18 protein-coding genes and 1 tRNA gene are annotated in these 21,137 nt (G+C 50.9%); 10 read left to right on the top strand and 9 right to left on the bottom strand.

The window, feature by feature from the left end:
- Positions 1–4 precede the first annotated feature (4 nt).
- On the top strand, positions 5–2,479 hold the full coding sequence (locus tag K3T83_RS30140) for a serine/threonine-protein kinase (protein WP_220206620.1): 2,475 nt from the start codon (positions 5–7) through the stop codon (positions 2,477–2,479).
- Positions 2,480–2,569: 90 nt separating this feature from the next.
- Complete coding sequence (locus K3T83_RS30135; RefSeq protein ID WP_220206619.1) at positions 2,570–3,514, top strand: cobalamin-binding protein; 945 nt, start codon at positions 2,570–2,572, stop codon at positions 3,512–3,514.
- Positions 3,515–3,597: 83 nt separating this feature from the next.
- Here K3T83_RS30135 and K3T83_RS30130 read toward each other — a convergent pair whose 3' ends face one another.
- The 4 genes from K3T83_RS30130 to rpsP all read right to left on the bottom strand — a co-directional run bounded on the left by K3T83_RS30130 (position 3,598) and on the right by rpsP (position 5,662).
- Positions 3,598–3,849: a hypothetical protein gene (locus K3T83_RS30130; RefSeq protein WP_220206618.1), complete on the bottom strand. Its 252-nt coding sequence runs from the start codon at positions 3,847–3,849 to the stop codon at positions 3,598–3,600.
- A gap of 651 nt (positions 3,850–4,500) precedes the next feature.
- Positions 4,501–5,076: a ribosome maturation factor RimM gene (rimM, locus tag K3T83_RS30125; protein ID WP_220206617.1), complete on the bottom strand. Its 576-nt coding sequence runs from the start codon at positions 5,074–5,076 to the stop codon at positions 4,501–4,503.
- Positions 5,077–5,129: 53 nt separating this feature from the next.
- Positions 5,130–5,360, bottom strand: coding sequence for a KH domain-containing protein (locus K3T83_RS30120; RefSeq protein ID WP_220206616.1), 231 nt, complete (start codon positions 5,358–5,360; stop codon positions 5,130–5,132).
- 20 nt (positions 5,361–5,380) lie between these two features.
- A complete protein-coding gene (gene rpsP, locus K3T83_RS30115; protein WP_220206615.1) occupies positions 5,381–5,662 on the bottom strand; it encodes a 30S ribosomal protein S16 in 282 nt (93 codons plus the stop codon).
- A gap of 331 nt (positions 5,663–5,993) precedes the next feature.
- Here rpsP and pyk point away from each other — a divergent pair, with 331 nt between their 5' ends.
- On the top strand, positions 5,994–7,439 hold the full coding sequence (gene pyk / locus K3T83_RS30110; protein WP_220206614.1) for a pyruvate kinase: 1,446 nt from the start codon (positions 5,994–5,996) through the stop codon (positions 7,437–7,439).
- A gap of 123 nt (positions 7,440–7,562) precedes the next feature.
- On the opposite strand, the gene K3T83_RS30105 is transcribed toward pyk, so the two are convergent.
- The 4 genes from K3T83_RS30105 to K3T83_RS30090 form a co-directional block, all read right to left on the bottom strand.
- Positions 7,563–8,315, bottom strand: coding sequence for an amino acid ABC transporter ATP-binding protein (locus tag K3T83_RS30105; protein WP_220208331.1), 753 nt, complete (start codon positions 8,313–8,315; stop codon positions 7,563–7,565).
- 127 nt (positions 8,316–8,442) lie between these two features.
- Positions 8,443–9,213 (bottom strand): amino acid ABC transporter permease, encoded by a 771-nt coding sequence (locus tag K3T83_RS30100; protein WP_220206613.1) that lies wholly within the window; start codon positions 9,211–9,213, stop codon positions 8,443–8,445.
- An 80-nt stretch (positions 9,214–9,293) separates the two neighbouring features.
- Positions 9,294–10,223, bottom strand: a complete 930-nt coding sequence (locus K3T83_RS30095) for an ABC transporter substrate-binding protein (RefSeq protein ID WP_220206612.1) — start codon at positions 10,221–10,223, stop codon at positions 9,294–9,296.
- Positions 10,224–10,464: 241 nt separating this feature from the next.
- On the bottom strand, positions 10,465–11,181 hold the full coding sequence (locus K3T83_RS30090; RefSeq protein WP_220206611.1) for a DedA family protein: 717 nt from the start codon (positions 11,179–11,181) through the stop codon (positions 10,465–10,467).
- Between the two features lie 329 nt (positions 11,182–11,510).
- Here K3T83_RS30090 and K3T83_RS30085 point away from each other — a divergent pair, with 329 nt between their 5' ends.
- Together K3T83_RS30085 and K3T83_RS30080 are read left to right on the top strand one after the other, a co-directional pair.
- Positions 11,511–12,845, top strand: a complete 1,335-nt coding sequence (locus tag K3T83_RS30085; protein ID WP_220206610.1) for a spinster family MFS transporter — start codon at positions 11,511–11,513, stop codon at positions 12,843–12,845.
- Between the two features lie 139 nt (positions 12,846–12,984).
- A tRNA-Gly gene (locus K3T83_RS30080) sits at positions 12,985–13,056 on the top strand.
- Positions 13,057–13,179: 123 nt separating this feature from the next.
- On the opposite strand, the gene K3T83_RS30075 is transcribed toward K3T83_RS30080, so the two are convergent.
- The gene (locus tag K3T83_RS30075) at positions 13,180–14,067 is read right to left on the bottom strand and encodes an SDR family NAD(P)-dependent oxidoreductase (RefSeq protein ID WP_220206609.1); all 888 of its coding nucleotides are present in this window, start codon (positions 14,065–14,067) and stop codon (positions 13,180–13,182) included.
- 376 nt (positions 14,068–14,443) lie between these two features.
- On the opposite strand from K3T83_RS30075, the gene K3T83_RS30070 reads away from it, so the two are divergent.
- The 5 genes from K3T83_RS30070 (at position 14,444) to K3T83_RS30050 (ending at position 20,972) form a co-directional block, all read left to right on the top strand.
- Positions 14,444–17,413, top strand: a complete 2,970-nt coding sequence (locus K3T83_RS30070; RefSeq protein WP_220206608.1) for a sigma-54-dependent transcriptional regulator — start codon at positions 14,444–14,446, stop codon at positions 17,411–17,413.
- Positions 17,414–17,583: 170 nt separating this feature from the next.
- Entirely contained in the window at positions 17,584–17,895 is a 312-nt protein-coding gene (locus K3T83_RS30065; RefSeq protein WP_220206607.1) for a PTS sugar transporter subunit IIB, read from the top strand.
- 17 nt (positions 17,896–17,912) lie between these two features.
- On the top strand, positions 17,913–19,265 hold the full coding sequence (locus K3T83_RS30060; protein WP_220206606.1) for a PTS sugar transporter subunit IIC: 1,353 nt from the start codon (positions 17,913–17,915) through the stop codon (positions 19,263–19,265).
- Between the two features lie 32 nt (positions 19,266–19,297).
- Positions 19,298–19,597, top strand: coding sequence for a hypothetical protein (locus tag K3T83_RS30055; RefSeq protein ID WP_220208381.1), 300 nt, complete (start codon positions 19,298–19,300; stop codon positions 19,595–19,597).
- Positions 19,598–19,811: 214 nt separating this feature from the next.
- On the top strand, positions 19,812–20,972 hold the full coding sequence (locus tag K3T83_RS30050; RefSeq protein ID WP_220206605.1) for a sugar ABC transporter substrate-binding protein: 1,161 nt from the start codon (positions 19,812–19,814) through the stop codon (positions 20,970–20,972).
- Positions 20,973–21,137 lie beyond the last annotated feature (165 nt).

The raw sequence follows: 21,137 nt of genomic DNA, 5'->3' as shown, positions 1-21,137 counted from the left end.
AATTATGCTGACAAATCAAACAATGGACTGGCAGGGAGAGATGCTTGGGCGTTATCGCATGATACGCCTGCTGGGACGTGGCGGCATGGGCGAGGTCTGGCTGGCGGAAGATACTGAGCTACGCCGCCAGATCGCCGCCAAACTCTTGCCGTCCGTACTGGCATCTGACAAGAGCTATCTCCATGCGTTTGAGTATGAAGCACGGGCCGCCGCCGCGCTGGAACATCCCAATATCCTTCCCATCCATGACTTCGGCGAACAACATATTGCCGGCGATGAGATCGTCACTTATCTGATTACGCCCTATATGGCCGGTGGCTCCTTACGTGACCGCATGCGCGCGACCACTCGCACGCTACCACCACATGAGAGCTTGCAATATCTCAAGCAGGCCGCACAAGCTATAGACTACGCGCATAGTCAGAACGTCTTACATCGCGACATCAAACCGGCCAATATGCTGCTTCAGGAAGGTTGGTTATTCCTCGCCGATTTTGGCCTCGCCAAGTTAATGAGCAGCGAGACCCAACGCAGCCGCACCCATACAGGTTCCGGCACTCCCGAATATATGGCTCCAGAGCAGGCGCAGGGCCATGCCACGCCCGCCAGTGATCGCTACAGCCTGGCAATGACCGCCTATCAATTGTTGACGGGGGCGCTCCCCTTCAGAGGGGATAACCCCTATGAGGTTCTCATCAAACAGATCAAAACGGCCCCGCTCGCACCAACACAATGGAACCCTACGCTGCCACTGGCAGCCGAAGAGATTCTTTTGCAGGGATTGGCAAAACGGCCCGAAGATCGGCTCCCAACATGCGTCGCCTTTGTCAATGCGCTGGAGCAGGCCTTCTCTCTGCCACCACAAACAACATCGGATGACTCAGAAGCAACGATCCTGGCCCCCTGGAGCAAACGCCTGCGCAAGGTCGTATTAACATATCCGTTACAGCAACCCATCACGCCAACTCCAACTATACCAGAGGCGTCGCTCTCTCAAACACCGACCCAACCATCTGTATCATTTCAGACATCCAATCAGGGACGTGAGCAGACAGTGCCAACTCCATCATATGTAGGGTATCCCGTCACCCCAACCAACATCGTTCCGCCACAACAGAACACCTACCCACCCACTATCCAATATCCGCCTGTTCAGTCTCCACAAACCAGACAGGAGATAGCATCTCCTCAACAGGAGCCAAAGCGTACTATAAGTCGGCGCGAACTGGTCATAGGAGGTAGTGTTGCCGCTGTAGCCGTTGCAGGAGGCGCATCGTTTCTGATCTGGCAACGTAGCTCGACGCCGGCCTCACCCGCAAAAACTCCTCCTGGGCCTCAGAAAATCATGCCGGGAGTGCCTCTCTTAAATATCACCAGACATTTACGCACCGTGTATAATGCCGCCTGGTCTCCTGATGGACGCTATCTTGCCACAGCAGGAGAGGATCAGACGGTCATGCTCTGGGACGTAGGCAGTTATCTGGCAAAATCTCCGAAAGAGGTCCAGACTCTCACAAAACCGGTACGCCGCTGGAGGCTCCCTGGCACAGTCTACAGCAACGCGCTTAGCTGGTCTCCCGATGGACGTTATCTTGTTGCTACGCCAGTCACAGGCTCAAATCAGATATTTCTTCTGGATGTCTTCGGCAAAACGAGCGATCCCGTTATTTATAAAGATGGCAGCAAAACAGATGATCTCGGCGGTCCCGATTTTCTCTATAGCGCCTGGTCGCCTAAAACTAATATGTTTGCCGCTGCCGTCTCCAACACACAGAATGTGTTGCTCTGGCAGCTCAAGAAGCCAAACACGCCGATCAAAACCCTCTATAACGATCAGGGGCCGCGCAAAGTCGATGGGGCCGAGATCTCCGTTGGCGAGTTGGCCTGGTCAGCGGATGGAACGATGCTGGCGACGCTGACAAACAATTTCAACCTGGCTATCTGGGATGTGAAGACGGGCAAAGTGAAATACTACATCAATGTGCCCGATGCTCCCCTCACACTGCCTCCTGGCACACACGCCATCTTCGTGATTCGAGATGCGATTCAGTGGTCGCCAGCAGACAACCACCTGCTACTTGCCACCAATGCAAATATCGTGAATGTATGGGATGTGCAACAACCCAAAAAACCCCGCTGGCAACTCGGCACCAACGACAAGAACGCCCTTACACCTCCACCTAATGATGATGCCGGCTTCGGTTTCAAGTGGAATCCAAACACCACTGGAGTCAGCTGGTCGCCCAATGGACGCTATCTGGTGGGAGGCTATGGGAGAAGCCACAATATCCATATCTGGGATTTGCAGGAGAAAAAACCTGTCGTCTCCAAAGGCATACAAATGCCGACATTTCTCTTCGGGCAGAAAAATGGACATGGCGATACTATAACCGACGCAAGATGGTCGCCAGATGGACGCTACATTGCAACGACCTCATTCGATACAACCGTGATCGTCTGGAAGGTTGATGAAGCCTGACAAAAGGTAGCTCCAGAACATATGCGGCTCCAAAGCATATGCTATAATAGCGCATGGCTGATACGATCATATTATTTGAAAGGAACTGCCATGCGCATTGTCTCTCTTCTGGCAAGCGCGACCGAAATGATTGCCGCGCTCGGTTGCCTTGATCAGCTTGTAGGACGTTCGCACGAATGCGACTACCCACATGAAGTGCTACAATTACCACTGGTAAGCAATGTGCAAATCGATGTCAACGCAACCAGTGAGCAGATCGATGCGCAGATCAAGCAGATCGCGCATACAAAAGATGCAGTCCAGGGTAATGCGCTCAGAGCATTGAGCATCTATGTCATCGACACCGACCTCCTGCAAACGCTCCAGCCAGACATCATCTTTACACAAACGCAATGTGAGGTCTGCGCGGTCAGCGAACGCGATGTAATACAGGCATTGCAACAGGTGGTGGGCATTCAGCCGCGTATCGTCTCTCTTGCTCCCTATCGTCTGAGCGATGTCTGGGAAGATCTGATACGCGTCGGCGAGGCGCTGGACCGAAAAGAACAGGCTCAACAGCTCGTGAATGACTATCAGCAACGACTCAACTCGCTTGCACAGATGACGGCGATGTTGAGAACAAAGCCACGCGTCGCCGTCCTGGAATGGCTTGATCCGCTGATGGTTGCCGGAAACTGGACGCCAGAGCTTATCAATGTTGCAGGCGGTGAGGCGATCTTTGGCAGGGTTGGAGAGCATTCTCCCTGGCTCACATGGGAAGAACTGGTCACGGCCAATCCCAACGTGCTGGTGCTGTCCCCGTGTGGTTTCTCTCTGGAACGAACCATGCAAGATATCCCTCTCCTGCAACGCCATCCAGCCTGGCAGGAGCTACAAGCAGTGCAACAGGGGCGTGTCTATGCCATCGACGGAATTTATTATCTGAACCGCTCAGGGCCGCGACTGGTCGAATCTGCCGAACTGCTGGCGCGTGCACTGTGGGGAGAACGTCTGACAATCAACGTGGATGAATCTGCCTGGAGAGAGATTGCATAAACCAAACAAGCAGAGGTGGATCTGACTGAAGCCTCGCAAATCCTGTTCACCCTCTGCCTGTCTGGTCCAATTATTGCGGATAATTAGCGGTTTTCTTTTGGGGCCATCGCCCAGAAAAGCAGGATGACAAAAGCAAAGAACACCACAAGCATAAAGACCATCAGTGGATCAACGATGCCGGAGACGGGCCACTGAAAGACAACGGCGGCGATGATATACGCCAGCCAGATCAGGCCGAGTGTTGGAATAATATACAACCAGTTGAAGCGTGAACGGAAATTGAGTTCACGCGAACCGCTTGTAGTGTATTCAAGATCTGTATCAATCGGTTCCATGAAAATACCTTCCTCAAAGATCAAATGTCGCTCGCGAGTTTTGCGCGGTGGCAAACCGAAACATGATTACGCCTCCACAGCATATATTTCGGCAACTTCGAGCAATGCATGCGGGCAATCGTATGATAGCCTGTATGCTGCCATCTTAAGTATAGTCCTAATTATAGTCCTAACCTCCACCGAACGCAACCGCCTGCCCCAATCTCTGATGAGCAATAAAAAACGGCCTGAGAAGGCCGATGAGCATCACGCGACAGAGATCTGGGAAGAGCTTGACCATTGATCAGAACCCGAAGACGTTGTAGAAGGTTGAGAGACGGAAGGAAGAGGACGAGACTTGTTGAAATAGCGGCGTAGTTCAAGTGCGCTGACAGAATACATATTGTCGTCAAGAGTCACAGAGACATGGCCCTCAGCAATAGCGCAACACACATCAGCAAGAGTCGGGATACGGTCGGACACAAGACACCTCCCTACGAAATACTGTGATGCTCTACGTATTGACGTAAGCTTCGGCTGATTCTTTACAAGAAAGAGGCCAACATCGCTTACACGTGTAGAGTAACCATCTGGTTTCAGCAAGCTCCACTATAAAAAAGAACACAGGGTCGGTTCTCTTTATTCCTCCTTATGGAGGGAAAAAGCCGACAATTATACCTCCTCTTCATTCCCAGATCCAGGATTGGATGTATCGACTACGGCCTCGTCATCGATCAACCCCTTGATAGGATCAATATACATCTTCCGACGAATAAGGTCAACCTGTTTAATGATGGCTTTGACAGCTGGAATGAGAAATTGCTGTCCATCCGGCCCCTTCACCACGTACACATCGTTGCCACCAGTCGTAATAATATCAACAATGACACCGACAGTACGATCCTCAAGTGTAGAGACCTGCAAGCCCAGAATATCATGTTGATAATATGAATCGGGCGGCAACTGAGCCAGTTGATCGAGGGGGATGCAAAGATCCTGATTGCGTAGTGGCTCAGCAGCGGTCGCATCTGCAATGCCATACAGTTTGAGCAGGAGCATATCTCCTTTATACGGGCGCACCCCTTCAATAGTATAGCGCCGATGCTCAGAACCGACATAGATACTTTCAAGATTAGTAAAGCGGTCGGGGATATCGGAAAGAGATTTGACTTTGAATTCGCCGCGTAGACCAAAAAGGGCCACTATTTTGCCGATAGTAGCCCATTCTGTCTCGTTTTGCATTGGCATAACGCACTGCCTTCTACGTAATGCTTGCTCAACTACCCGAAGATCAAACGACGTTAAATGATCTCCAGAGAGGTATGACGCCCTTCACGCGTACCGCCAGCACGCAAGAGGGTACGCATAGCTTTGGCAACTCGTCCCTGGCGACCGATCACTTTTCCAAAGTCATCAGCACCGACGTGCAGTTCCAACACTAAAGCATTACGATCGTTGCGTACTTCGCGAACCTGTACAGCCGAAGGATCATCCACCAATGACTGAGCGACATACTCAATCAGTTTACGCATATAACTACCTTACTTCAGACTTACTGAGCGTCAGGGGCAGCAGTTGTCTGAGAGGAACGCTCGACGATGCCAGCACGCTGGAGCAGCGAAAGCACCGAGTCGGTGGGCTGGGCACCATTCTTGAGCCAGTTGAGAGCCTTTTCCTTGTCGATATTGATCGCGGAAGGCTCGACACGTGGGTTATACCACCCGATATTTTCAATGATACGACCATCGCGTGGAGAACGGGCATCTGCCACCACAACACGATAGCTAGGGGCTTTCTTCATCCCTGTACGTTTTAAGCGAATCTTAACGGCCATGCTTTTCTACTCTCACCTCTTCCCCACTCAATGGGGTTGTTTGCACTTTCAGTTTTATACTTGCAGGAGCGCCACATGCGAACGGTAGCGCCAACACCAGATATGTCACCTGATTGTGATCCTGAACTTCGGCTAGACTAGGATAGCATGCGGCAAAAAAATTGTCAACTTTGTTTGAGAGTCTTTTGCCCACCCCACGCTTGCCGTCCAGCACAATACAGTGTACACTCCTCTTAGCACCGGGACAGAGCGGTCCTTTTTACCCGATCAGAGTCGCAGGGCAAACACAATCATCCAGCATCCCATTCTATGAATATAGAGGAATAGAACTATGCGTCGAACAAAAATCGTCTGTACTATAGGACCGGCGACCAACAGTGAGGAACGTATCGAAGCGCTCATACGAGCAGGAATGAACGTTGCACGGCTCAATTTCTCACATGGGAGACAAGAGGAGCATGCCACCGTCATAGAGCGTGTACGATCTATTTCCACCCGTCTGGGCTGCCCCATCGCCATTCTACAAGATCTACAGGGACCGAAGATCCGTGTTGGATCGCTTCAGGACGGAAAGCCGCTTCAACTGATCGATCAAACAGAAGTGATCATTACCAGTCGCCCGGTCGCGGGCAATTCGCAGACCATACCTACCACGTACAAACAGCTTCCCCAGGACGTAAAACCCGGCGACCGCATCCTCTTAGACGACGGCCTCATGGAACTGCGCGTCCTCAGTGCCGACGAGAGCGATGTCCATTGTCTGGTGATTCACGGCGGGCTACTCAAAGAACACAAAGGCATTAACCTGCCAGGAGTAGCGGTCAGCACCCCGGCTCTAACCGAAAAAGACCGCGATGATCTGCGTTTTGGGATCATGCATGGAGTTGATTATATCGCGCTCAGCTTTGTGCGCAGACCAGAAGACGTAATAGCGGCCCGCGAACTTATCCACGAATATCAGGTCGAGTACCAGGGCAATAACAAACAGGCAAACATTCCTCTGATTGTCAAACTGGAGAAACCAGAGGCCGTCGCGCGCCTGGACGACGTTCTCAAAGTCGCAGACGGGATAATGGTGGCAAGAGGAGACCTGGGAGTAGAAATGTCGCTGGAGAAAGTGCCATTAATCCAGAAACGTGTGATAGCTCGCTGCAATGAGCTAGGATTACCAGTTATCACAGCAACGCAAATGCTCGAGTCGATGATTACCAATTCCCGTCCTACTCGCGCCGAAGTCAACGATGTATCAAATGCCATTTTAGACGGAACCGATGCCATCATGCTGAGCGCTGAAACGGCCACCGGAGCATATCCAATCGAGGCGGTACAGATGATGGCTAGAATCGCTCTGGAGACCGAAGCCGGTGACAGAACGGCTCAACAACCCGAATGCCAGCCACTCACGCAAACGCGTGCGGTCAGCCATGCCGCACGAGCACTGGCGGAAGAGGCAAGCGTAAAAGCCATCATCGTCCTGACGCGCTCAGGAAATTCTGCCTGCCTGATCTCTAAAGATCGTCCACGCACCCCAATCATTGCATATACTCCCTCCGAACGCGTCTATCGGCAACTGGCCCTCTGGTGGGGTGTCTGGCCATATTGTATTGAGTTGAAAGGAACGACGGAAGACCTGATAGAGACTGTGGAACGGCGCTTACTGGAGGATAAAATTGTGTCGCATGGCGAAAATGTGGTTATTATGGGAGGCATGCCGGTAGCGAGTCGAGCACGCACGAATTTTGTGAAGCTACACCATGTTGATCTCAATCATCGCTAAGAGAGCTACAAATAAACCTGACGATAGGCGTAAACAGGCGTGGGAGCAAGATCTACACCCACGCCTATTATTGTGTTCGCCATATGCTATGCTATCACTCCGTTGTCTAGCAGCAAGATTTGCTTAGTGAATACGACCTAAGAAGTTGCGGGTACGCTCGTTTTCACTATACTCAAAGATCTGCTCAGGCGGCCCCTCTTCTACAATCACAGACTTATCCATAAAGATGACATGATCTGCCACCTCGCGCGCAAAGCCCATCTCATGCGTCACCACTACCATAGTCATCCCCTCCTCAGCCAGCTGGCGCATCACCTTGAGTACCTCGCCAACCAGCTCTGGGTCAAGAGCCGAGGTCGCCTCATCAAAAAGCATCAGCTTGGGCTGCATGGCGAGCGCACGGGCAATCGCCACCCGCTGTTGCTGTCCACCCGAAAGCTTGTGCGGATATGCCCCCGCCTTCTCAGCCATCCCGACTTTCTCCAGCAGAGCCATCGCTCGCTCTTTTACCACATTGACTGGCTCACCCAACACATGCACAGGAGCCTCGATGACATTTTCAAGGGCGGTCATATGGGGAAAGAGATTAAAGCGCTGGAAGACAAAGCCAACTTTAGAGCGCATCCGGGCAATATTGGCCTCGCTATCCTCTACAGGTTTGCCATTGACGATGCGATAGCCAACCAGCTCGCCATCGACGTAAATACGCCCATCGTCAATCTTCTCTAGATGATTGATACAACGCAGCAAAGTGGTTTTGCCAGAACCGCTGGGGCCGATGATCACAACCACCTGCCCGTATTTGACGGTAAAATCGATCCCATTTAATACAGTGAGCGGTCCAAAGCGCTTGACAATTTGCTCTCCTCGAACCATCTCGTTCGCGTCTTTTTGTTGTGTTCCCACGCTATCGGCACCTCCTTATAGATAGATCCATGAACATGCTATCCACTCTCTTTTGCTTTTCTTATTCTGGCCCACAGTCTGATGCAATGCATAGAACTTAGTGACCGCTGACCAGAGTGCCGCCGGTACGAGAAGAGCCGCCAAATCCAAGCACGCGCGAAGTCCATCCCTTCTGCTCAGAGAGATCAGTTTTTATAGTCCGGTTCGGATCGAGACGCTGCTCAAGCCAGCGCTGGAAGTAGCCCCAGAGCGTTGTCAGGAGCAAGTAATAGAGGGTAGCAACGATCAACAATTCAAAAATGGTAAAGGTCGGAGAGCCAAAAACCTCGGCTACATGAGTCAGCTCTACAACGCCGATGACAGAAGCAATAGAGGTCGTTTTGAGCATATTGTTAAATTCGTTGCCCAGGGGAGGAATGATCACGCGAGCAGCTTGCGGCAGGATGACGCGGCGCATTGCCAGCGGGTAGCGCATCCCCAACGCCTTTGCTGCCTCCATCTGTCCCGCATCAACTGAAGTTATGCCAGCGCGAATGATTTCCGCCATATACGCTCCCTCGTTGAGCGAGAAAGCGACCAGCACACAGGCAAAGTCTGGCAGCAAAAATCTGGGATCTTGAATGAGTTTAGGCAGACCATCCCAGAGAAGCAGTACCTGTACCAGCAAGGGGCTGCCGCGAAAAAACCAGATATATGCCCGGGCAGGCCAGTAAAGGACAGGGAAACGGGACATGCGCATCAAGGCCAGAAAAAGGCCGAGAATAACGCCTATTGTTTGGGCGACCACTGAGATCCAGAGCGTCGTCCAGGCAGCCTGGACAAAAAATCCAGAGAAGAGAAACTGCCAGAAAACATCCCAACGAAACACTAGAACCCTCCACAATAAAAAGATCTGGCCTTCTCTCTAGTCTTGAGAAGCAAAGAAAAGGCCAGGCCAGCAAAAATCAATTAAGCGTACGCCGCAGCGCGATCAATAACGGTGATTTTCTGAACAGGGTTCAAATGCCATTTGTCGAACAGCTTCCCATAGGTTCCATCGGCCTTTACCGCCTGAAAAGCATCCGTGATAGCCTTCTGCATGGCGGTGTCGGTCTTGCGAACAGCGATACCTTCGAGCGCCTGCTTGATAACTGTGCCAGCGACCTCAAACTGAGCCGCATTTTGCTGGAGATAGTAATCAGTAACAGGCGAATCCTGGAAGGTGGCTACCACGCGCTTGTTGACCAGGAGTTGAATCACTTCGGTCTGATCTTTTAAGACGGTCAGCTTAATAGCAGGCTTGCCTTTGCCCTGACAGTCAGTTTTGTTTGTCTCGTTGAGCGTATCCAGTTCAACGGTGCCATCTTGCACGCCAACGGTTTTGCCGCAAAGGTCGGTGACAGTGGCGATTTTCTCAGGGTTCCCTTTCTGCACGAGCAGCGATTGACCAGCATTAAAGTATGGTATCAAGGTCACTTTTTGCTCACGATCAGAGTTAATCGTCAACGCAGAAATAACCACATCGTAGCGTTTCGCATTAAGATCATCGATAATTGTGTTAAAGTTGGCGGTTTTGACATCAGCCTTCAGACCCATGCGTTGAGCCATTTCCGTAATCAGGTCAACATCAAAGCCTGTCGCCTTCCCACTTGCCGGGTCCATAAATTCCTGTGGTGGATACGTCGTATCGCTGCCAACCGTCAAAGTACCAGGAGTGATAAGATCGGTAGGGGCTGCAATAGATGGCTTAGCAGCGGTAGGAGTAGCACCACCGGCGGTAGGCGCAGATCCCTCGCCCCCGCATGCAACAAATAACAGGGAAAGCCCCAACATCACACTAGCAAACACTATACTGAATGTACCACGTCCCCTTGACACTTTTGGAGTCAAAGATGTCATGAAGGTATACCTCCTCAGAGCTAAAAATGAGTTGTTGTGATAGAACAAACGTTATGTAGCGCCAGCCTGCCGATAGATGACAAGCAAGAACCTGTCTACATTAACATTCTTATTTTCTACTACGTAGAGAAGATGGCTATCTCTCTCAAGAAACTCCATTTTTGATCGAGAGCAAGCCGCTCCATCAATTGGCTTCCTGTCCCACTTTGATAGAGTCTTAGCACAACTCATTATAACATTCTTATCGTTTGGAGATTGTCCCCCACCAGTGACGATCTTTAGAGAAACCGCGACGCGTTGCCACTAGATCATGGGAACACTCGCTAGAATGAGAGGATCGTTGAAAACGCGCCTGTAGATGTCGTTTCACCTGACGCGCAAAGAAAATATACAGAACCAGCAACAAGATGATCAGCGCCAATACGGGCAATGTATATTGCTGAATAGCGGCCACAGCTAGCTCCCAGCGCTTCCCAAGATTCCAGCCGACAACCAGCATCGAGATACACCAGATAGTTGAACCTACAAAAGCAGAACAAAAGAAGCGCAGGAAGTTCATTTGCGCAATACCAGCCGGGAAGCAGGCAAAAGGTCGTGCATAGGGTAACATACGGGAGAAGAAGATCATCCACGCGCCAGAATGTTGAAACCAGCGCTCAACAACGGTGATCTTCCCAGCATCCACACGGAAGAGGGAGGCCAGGCGCAAGAGAACCTGCTGACCTCCATGCCCTCCAATATAATATGCCAGACACGCTCCTGTGACGCTCCCAGCAATCGAAACAAGCGCCAGATTCACAATGTTCAGATGGCCGAGTGAGACCAATGCGCCTGCAAACAGCAACAGCGTACTATTGAGGATAGGAACGCCAGAACTTTCCAAAAGAAGTACACAGCCAACCAGAAGATACATGAGCAACGGACTGGTGTGCAGTAAAACATGTGTCACAATATGCACAAAACTGTCCTTTTTATGCTAGAGATCTGCACTAGTGCTTCAGGAGTACTACTATTACTCGTACCGGGGTTTTCGTTATTCATTTTCTCATTGTACAAAGACGAACAAATAGGAAAGCCGGTTACACTGCTGAACAAAAATAGTAGCTCCAGACTACAGAAAGTGACGCCCTCATAGCAAAAGCCGTCCTAAAACTCGTAACATCTACGTTTATCAGACGTAAGAAATACAGAGAAGCAGACAATGTTGGGGCGGAGCAACCACTGTGGCGCGCCCGAACAGGCAATCATGTTAAGACAACCAAACAGGAAAGGGACAAAAATAGCCTGATGACAACAACGTCTCCACCATCAAAGCAGGAGCGCGGCATTGCTTCCATCACAAAGGGACAGGCACGCTTCGCATTTATAGTTCTGCTCGCCATTAATATACTCAATTATGCAGACCGCTCCGTTCTTGCGGCTGTTCAGACAAAAATCCAACCAGAATTTCACTTAACAGATACAGAATTAGGCCTGCTTAGCTCATCATTTCTCTTCATCTATGGCCTCTCAACGCTGCCGTTGGGCATATGGGCTGATAAAAGTATACGCAAAAATATTGTGGCCCTCTGTGTAGGTTTCTGGAGTATTGCCACCACGCTGGCCGGATTTACCCACAACTTTCTCCAACTCTTCCTCACGCGCTCAGTGCTTGGAATTGGAGAGGCTGGTTACGCACCTGCCTCGTTATCGATGATTGGTGATTATTTCCCCAAATCGCAACGAGGACGCGTCCTTGCCATCTGGTCTATCGGTAATATCATTGGAACGGCCATCGGTCAGGCAATGGGTGGCGTCATAGCAATCACACTAGGCTGGCGCTGGGCTTTTTATCTTGTCGGCATCCCTGGCTTGATTGCCGCCTTCCTCATCTGGCGGGCAGTGGAACCAAAGCGCGGGGCATTTGACCAGGAAGAAGAAGACGCCGATAGCGCCAGCATGGGGCACGGCAGCATCGGCAAAGGCTTTGGCAATACGCTCAAAAAAATCATCAAAATCCCGACATACTGGATTTTAATTGGAGCCTTCATCGCCAGCTTCTTCACGGTAGGCGCTGCAATGGCCTGGATGACCACGTATATTGTGAGAGATTTTCATCTCAGTGAGGGAGCAGCGGGAGGCGTGACGGGCGGCACGCTGGCCGTTGGCAGCTTGATCGGTACATTGCTCGGCGGTTGGTTAGCTGACCACCTGCAAAGACGCATGCCGCAGGGACGTTTACTCATATCAACGATCTCGTTTCTGCTCGGCGCTCCCCTGACCTTTATTGCTCTCTCTATACACGACCTGACACCGTTCATAGGCGTTTTTACGCTCGCTATCGTCACGCTCAGCCTTTGTCTGGGGCCACTCAATGCTGTTATTCAGGATATCATTGAGCCAGAAATGCGCGCGACGGCGATAGGTATTGTGCTGCTCGTTGCTCACGTGCTTGGCGACGCCGCCTCGCCGCTGCTCATCGGCATCATTGCCGATCATTCATCTCTAAGGGCTGCCTTTCTCACCACAGCCCCAACCTGTCTGCTCATAGCAGGCTTGATCTGTCTGATCGGCCTCAAGACAGTTGCAAAAGATATGAAAGCGATGCAAGCACGTCTGGAGTCAGCGCAAGAAAACGGATAGCCAGAAAAGCAACCAGGAAGCTTGCCATTCTCTGCATTGGCGAGCTTCCTTTTGTTTCTCGGGCAAATTTATGTCATCCAGGAGATTTGCGTATTTCCCTGCTTGACAGCCTCATGCGCTTATGGTAGTATAGCGGCATGCGGGAGTAACTCAGTGGTAGAGTTCCACTTTCCCAAAGTGGCTGTCGCGGGTTCGAGTCCCGTCTCCCGCTCTTAATCTTTCGAGCTTGTCAAATTGGCAAGCTCGATTTTTTGTCATAACAAGCTCTCTCGAATCAAAAACAAGTGCTCTAGTGGCCAGAAAGCAAGCCCTTTTTGCTCTCTTGTCAGGCACATCACGACCCTGCAAGGCTCCTGTTCTCTAAACCGGTCAATTCAGCGCTCATAGCCCATACTTTCTCGGCCATGGCTTGATCGTAAGAAGCTGGCGACGAGGGTACAATCCTGCAACGAGAATCCACATATTTGCCGGTAAAATGCTCGACATCCGGCGAGGATGCTAGATAGATCGAGCTTTTCGCCGCTCGCTTCGAGGTGAAGACGCGCGATCCAATCGCTATCGTTAGCCTGTCGATAAGGCGACGCGTGCCGATGCTCTTTTTCGCCAGTTCCGTATCAGAAGCAATGCCCGGATCTGCTACATTGACTCGAATACCTGTGCCATGCAGACAGCGTGCCAACTCATAAGATGTGAGCAGGTTGGCGAGTTTGGCCTGCGCATAGGCTTGCAGTTCATCATAGTCATTTTTGGATTGCAGATCGCCAATATGAGCAGAGCGATGTGTATATGAACCGACGTTCACAATCCGTGCGGGAGCGCTGGCTTCAAGCAAAGGCAGGAGTAGATTTGTCAGGAGAAAAGGAGACAGGTGCGTTGTCGCGAGAGTCGCCTCTAATCCATCTATCGTCTCTTCACGCTGTGCATATCTTGCTCCAACATTATTCACAAGCACCTGTAATCGTGGATAATGCGTGGCGATATGGGCAGCTAAACGACGGACCTCAGCAAGATCAGAGAGGTTCGCCTGCACAAATGAGCAGGCCACGTTGCCTGTTTGTTGCTGAATGCGAGAGACTGCACCCGCACCACGAGGGGCACTGCGACCAACCACAACGACGGTTGCTCCAAGCGCGGCCAACCCTCGCGCGGTCTCATACCCAATTCCTCCAGTCCCTCCCGTCACCACAACGGTCTTTTCTCGTATATCCCAGCTAGCATCCATCCTTGTTTTGTTCTCCTTGTTGCGTTCTCTCATGCTTTCCCAATTGACAGTACAACCACTACTGAACAGGGTGTTCAATATCATTATTGGTGTTAGCCTACCATGAACAGAAAAAGAAAATCAAGCAAAAAGCGTTTGAAACAATTTTCCCGAACAAAATTACGGACAATGTTTAGTAATGAACACGCGATCTGAAATAGCTAGCCAATTTGATCAACACCGCAACGAAAGGGAGCGGATTTTGAAGAAGCTCCAAGCTCTTCAAACTGAGTGTAGAAATAGGCGAAAGTCGGTGTTGTACAGTGATCTATTAATGCTGTATACTAGTTGGGATAACCAATCATGATAGAGAACCTTCATCGGAAGGGATCGTTCTGTGCAACGAAAAGATAGAGTGTTAGACGCATTACGACTGTTGTGTGAGCAGCACTCCGCACAACAAAACGTTTTGCGCCGTCATGCCGGTTTCAGCGCTGAAGAAGTTGCAGAGCAGATCAGTATAGACCGTACGAATGCCAGTCGAGACCTGAACCTGCTTGCACAAGAAGGGATCATTGAACGCATCCCAGGACGGCCGGTATTGTTCAATCTCAGCGCACCAGCATCGGAAAACCATCAGAAAAAAGAGCATCCAGAAAACAACAAGCATCAACCATCAACAACAATCGACAAGGCAATAAAACCATCCACTATCTCGGCATCTATCCAAAACGGTGCGGTTGTCACCAGCTTTGAAACGTTGATTGGAAGCAATGATGGGCTAAAAGTGGCAATCCAACAGGCGAAAGCGGCGATTCTCTATCCACCTCGCGGCCTGCATACGCTGTTATATGGGCCGAGCGGAGTAGGAAAAACTACGCTCGCACGCCTGATGCATGCCTTTGCGCTGGAATTGAAAGCGCTCCCGCCCGACGCGCCGTTTGTTAGCTTCAACTGTGCCGATTACGCGGGAAACCCTCAGTTGCTCATGGCGCATCTCTTTGGCGTGGTTCGCGGCGCTTATACAGGGGCAGAACGAGATCGAGAGGGTCTGGTCGAGCAAGCCCATCGTGGTATCCTCTTTCTCGATGAAGTACATCGCCTGCCCCCAGAAGGACAGGAGATGCTCTTCTATTTGATGGATCGTGAGCGCTTCCGACGTCTGGGAGATGTCCGGGAACGCCAATCCTCGCTGCTGCTGCTGGCTGCAACAACGGAAGATCCAAATACCACGTTATTACCAACCTTCCGACGTCGCATACCCATGACTATCACGCTGCCGGGCCTGCACGAGCGCACCATTATGGAGCGCTACGAGTTGCTCCGGGCCTTTTTCACAACCGAATGCAGCACTATTGGCAGCAATATTCACGTCACAGCACAGGTATTACGTGCTTTTTTGCTCTACGATTGTCCTGGAAACATCGGACAGCTGCGCACAGATGTACAGCTTACCTGTGCCCGTGCGTATCTCGAATATCGTACGAATAACCAGACAGAATTATATGTCAATACCGATACGCTGCCAGAACATATCAGCCGCGGCTTGCTGCGTACGGCGGACCTCCATCGCATCCTGGCCCCGGTACAGCACCAGCTGGAGGCAACACATATTTTCACGCCAACCGGCCTCAGCCTGAACAACCTGCCAGAATCGGCCCGTAATCTCTACGATACGATTAATAAGGAAGTTATCTCGCTTCGCAATAGCGGTCTTTCAGAATATGAGATCAATAAATTAATCCATCTAGATATCCAGCACTACTTTCAGCACTTCGCCGAGACAGTCTCACAAGAAACGCCTGGAACGGCCTCACACCTTGTCAGCGAACACATCTCATCGCTGGCACAATCTATCGTACAATATGCGGAAGAACAACTGGCGCGTCAGTTTCCTGAAAAGCTCTCACTGGTTCTGGCACTGCATCTTTCCAGCGCGCTGGAACACATTTCGCAGGGACGCCAGCTATCGGTTCCAATCATCCCATCTGTGCGACAAACCTATCCCGATGAATATGAGATCGCCCGTATTGCTCATCAGCGCATCCGTGTCACGCTGGGAGTTAGCCTGCCAGAAAGCGAGATCGATGTGCTGGCGGTTCTGCTAGCAAATGCAGATACGTTGCTAAGCAGCGAGCAATCAACGGTAGGTATTGTCGTGGCTGCTCATGGTCATGGCGTGGCTGCGGGACTGGCAGAACTGGCAAATACACTGGTAGGAGTAAACACGGTCGCGGCGGTCGAGTTGACGCTAGAGCAATCGCCCGAAGAGCTGCTGACGCTGGTTAAACATGCGATCAATAACACAGATCAAGGTAGCGGTGTCCTCTTGCTGGTTGATTTCGCCTCGCTCCTCTCGCTCGGCGATCTGGTCACACAACGTACAGGTATAGCTGTGAGAACGATTGCCGGCGTCTGTGCGCCGCTGGTGGTTGAGGCGTTGCGACGTGCGCAACGCTCTGAACATATCACGCTGGACCAGCTTACGAGAAGCTTAACACAGTTTCATATCCACCACGAAACAGGCAAGGCAGACACAGCGGTCAAAGAGCAGAGCGCAGCATATACTCATACATCCCATCACGTCGTCACTGAGCAAGAAAGCAGCCCGGCACCGCTGACAATGACACAGACAGCGCGGGTTATTCTCTCGATCTGTCTGACAGGATACGGCAGTGCAAACAAACTGGCAGAGTTGCTCAGAGAACATTTACCAGAACTGCGTCGAGAAGATATTGACATTCTCTGTATGGATATTAGCCTGTCGGGAAAAACTGAGGCAGATGTGCAACGACTGGTCGGCAATCGGCAGCTCATAGCCGTTGTCGGCACCATTAACCCGCACCTGAAAAACTATCCTTTCATCTCACTCACGGAAATTCTTTTTCGCGATGGCATTGCTCGCCTGCGCACACTGCTGGGAGGCACGCTGATCGATCCAGCCCTGCTCCAACCACACACACTTGCCAGCACAGCCGTATCGGTCTTTGCACAACGCACAGATATCCTTCATGAGATTGCACACACACTGGATCAACGCCTGCTCTTCCTCAATACAACGAGAGTCTTACCCCTGATAGAGCGCATGATCGAGCTGATAGAAGTGGAGGTAGGAGAAACCTTTGAAATCGAGGTGCTGACAGGCCTAATTCTGCATCTGGCCTGTGTGCTGGAGCGCAGCATTCCTCCAGGAAGATTCGCGGCGAACGAAACGTTGCAAAACCTTGTCAAGCAACACTACACCAGGGAATTAGAGATATGCCGCCGAGCCTGGCAAACACTAGGAACGCAGGTAGGACGCTCGCTGCCGGAAGAAGAGGCATATAATATTGTCGGCATTCTCAGACAGGTCGATATCTTTGCCTGAAACGTGTCACCTATCCTTCCGTATTAGTGTGTTATCTGTGTAGCACACTAATTGGCATGATAATTGCAGTAATATATACAGGTCTAAATACAGATCAGGTTCATCCATTGTGTGTTACATTCTGGCCGATGTTATACACAGAAGCAATCCGGGGTCGTGGAAGCGAAGTTATGATACGAGTTTTGATTGTGTGTAGCTGGGGCATGTCTACCAGTCTTTTAGTTGAAAGCATGCTCGAAGCTGCCAAAGAGCGTCAATACGAGCTATACGTGGAGGCGCTCAGCGCAGGCGAATATTCGGCAAAGGTTGAAACATGCGACATTGTTCTGATCGCGCCACAGATTCGCCATCTGCGCAAAAGTATCGAAAAACTGGCACAAACGGTAGGGAAACCGGTGGCACTGATTGAACCATTTCATTATGCTACCATGAACGGACAAGCGGTCTTAGAGCAAGTACTGCGTATAGTAAACGGAACATAAGAAAGGAACCGGGCTGCGTGAATACGCTTATCGAACGAAGTAGCGATTGGTTTGAACGTTATCTCGTTCCACCATTAGGCGCACTGGCCAGCAGTGTCTATCTGCAAGCAGTGCGAGATGCGTTTATCATTTTCACGCTGCCGCTCATTATTGCAGGAAGCCTTTTTCTCATCATCGCGAACCCGCCACCTATCTATGGGCTGGACAAATGGCTACAACCATATCAAAACGCGATCCTGGTTCCCTATCAATTATCGTTCGGACTGATGGCACTCTTCCTGACGTTTGGAGTAGCGTATAGTCTGGCACAATATCGTCGTACCGAACCAGTACAACCTGGCATCCTGGCAATGGTGCTGTTTCTGGTCGCCAGCATGCCAGTGAACAATCTCTCAGAGTTAAAGCTGGGAACCATCCTTCCTTATTTTGGAGGACAGGGATTGCTGGTTGCCATCCTGATTGGCATCCTGACAACCGAAGTTGTGCGCTGGTTTCGTAGCTCGCGTTTCACCATTAAGCTGCCCAAATCAGTTCCGCCAAACGTGAAACGCGCCTTTGAAGCTCTGGTGCCGACATTCTTGCTCTTAACGGTGGTCTGGTTGCTTGAATGGTTCATCAGCATCCATACCTTTGTGGATAGTACAGGCAAGGTGCAGCAATTTACGCTGCCGATCCTGCTGATGGAGGTATTTAAGCCGCTTGTGGTCGTGCAGGATAGCTATCCTGCCGCTCTGTTAGAGATCATCCTGATGATGCTTCTCTGGTCGGTTGGCATTCATGGTATGAACGTTGTCACAGCCATTGCAGCACCTTTCTGGTTCGCAACGCTGGCAAACAACGCCACCGGTGGACACGGCATCGTTACCGAACCGTTCTTTCATATCTTTGCGCACCTGGGCGGGTCAGGCGCGACGTGGCCGCTGGTCATCTACATGCTACGTTCACGCTCGGCACAGTTACGTATGGTGGGGAAAGTGGCGTTGGGACCAGCCATCTTTAACATTAACGAGCCGGTCACGTTCGGCGTACCGATGACCCTAAATCCTATTATGATGATACCTTTCGTGCTGGTGCCCTGTTTAATCGTCACAATTAACTATATTGTGTTTACGATTGGCTGGGTACATGTGCCTGTTGTGATACAACCTTTTACCGTTCCTCTCGGAATTAGCGGGTTCATCGCCTCTGGAGGAGACATCCGAGGAAGCCTCCTCCAATTTGGAGATCTCGCTCTTTCCGCGCTTATCTATTATCCCTTTTTTAAAGCGTGGGAACGCATTCTTATCGCGAGAGAAGAGGCCGCTGAACAGCAGCAGGAAGAGAGCCATAAACATGCTCAATCCATGCCCCTGCAACACTCCTCCCGCTAACAAAAAATTTATGCGGAAAGGAGGAACTAACAATGAGCGCATACATATGCAAACGTGGGCATATGTATGCAGATCGAACACTTTTCACCACGAGGATCGGTAAGCCGGGGAGTCGCGCAACGACATCTTTGCACGATCCGCACAATGGTAGCGGAAACGCACCACATCGGCACACTGCTGGTTTTATGGAACAGTACGCAATACTGCGGCTCCTTGCCCGGCCTGGGCCACACACTCCCCAAGAGTGCGGTGTATTGCAGGCGACCCAAAGCAGCGTAGAAGTCATGGAGGCTTCCTGTGAGGGACAAGTGCAACAATTAAGATTGTGGTAAACACGTTTTACTACGTTTTGAAAGGCAGGGATAATCAGTCACTTTTGCACCTGTGACAGATGTTGCTGACATATTCACAATTTCATCAAGGTTCACCGATCTTCTACGGATCTCTTATGAACCTTTTCCGTACAATGATGCACGAACGTCATGCAACTCATAGATTGTTTGTTTCAATACAACGCTTAAGAAAAGCGGAAGGACCAATTCAGCGATGAAACTATTTAGTCGAAACAGATCATTCACCGCCATTTTCGGAATTGTTTTGATCTCAATGCTGCTGGCCGCCTGCGGCAACAGCAGCACCCCACCCGCTTCTAATCCCACCAGCGGCACCAACACTGGTAGCGGACAGACGGCTGCTGGCGGCAAAGGCTGCACCAAAGTCGGCGTGCTCCTGCCTGAGACCGCATCTTCAGAGCGCTGGGACAGTAAAGACAAACCCTTACTGACTCAGAAAATTCAGGCCGCCATCCCAGGTGCAACCGTTGATTACGCGAACGCTGGTGGCGACTCTACTGTCCAGCAGAACCAGGCTGATGCAGATCTGACCAAAGGCGACTGTATCCTGGTACTCGCAGCACATGATAGCGATGCCGCCGCGACCATCGTTACCAAAGCGAAGCAGCAGGGCGTTCCTGTTATCGCTTATGACCGCCTGATCCAGTCTCCCGACCTCAACTACTATGTCTCCTTCGACAACGAGAAGGTCGGCCAGTTGCAGGGTCAGTACATTGTTGATCACTACAAAGATTACATCAAGAATGGCAAAAACATCTCGATGATCAACGGTAGCCAGACCGACAACAATGCTATTCTTTTCCGCAATGGTGCAATCAAAGCCCTACAGCCACTTTTCGACAATGGCACCTTGAAGAAAGTCTACGATCAGTACACCCCTGACTGGGACAACGACAAGGCCCGCGTCGAGATGGATGGCGTGCTAACCGCCAACCAGAACAATATCCAGATCGCTTATGTCGCAAACGACGGTATGGCGAACTCAGCTATCGCTTCCCTCAAAGCTCAGAAGCTCAACGGTAAAGTTCTCGTCACCGGCCAGGACGCGACCGTCGCTGGTATCCAGAACATTCTGACTGGCGACCAGGCCATGACCGTCTACAAAGCCATCGACAAAGAGGCTCAGGGAGCCGCTGATCTCGTGAAGGCTATCCATGACGGCACCGATCCTAAAGCCCTGACCAATGGCGCAACCGTCAAAACCAAAGATGGCACAGCCATTCCTTCGGTGCTTGAGACCCCTGTTGCAGTTGACAAGACCAATATCAAAGATACGGTTATCAAAGACGGCTTCGTCAAAGTTGCCGATGTTTGTAAAGGTCTTCCTGCTGGTGCTGGTGGCGTCTGCCCCTAAGCTCTGGTAGATAGCTGGTAGTTTGGGGCTGTCAATAGCTCCAAACTACCTGTTCTGCTGCATATTCGCAATGTGAAGGTGCATTGTTCACCGCGACATAACAAATGTATGATACATTTGGAGGATTCCATGTCCGACAATAACATACCATCGGTGGATACCCCA

The organism is Reticulibacter mediterranei (assembly GCF_016587455.1).
This window is presented reverse-complemented; position numbering and strand designations above follow the sequence as displayed.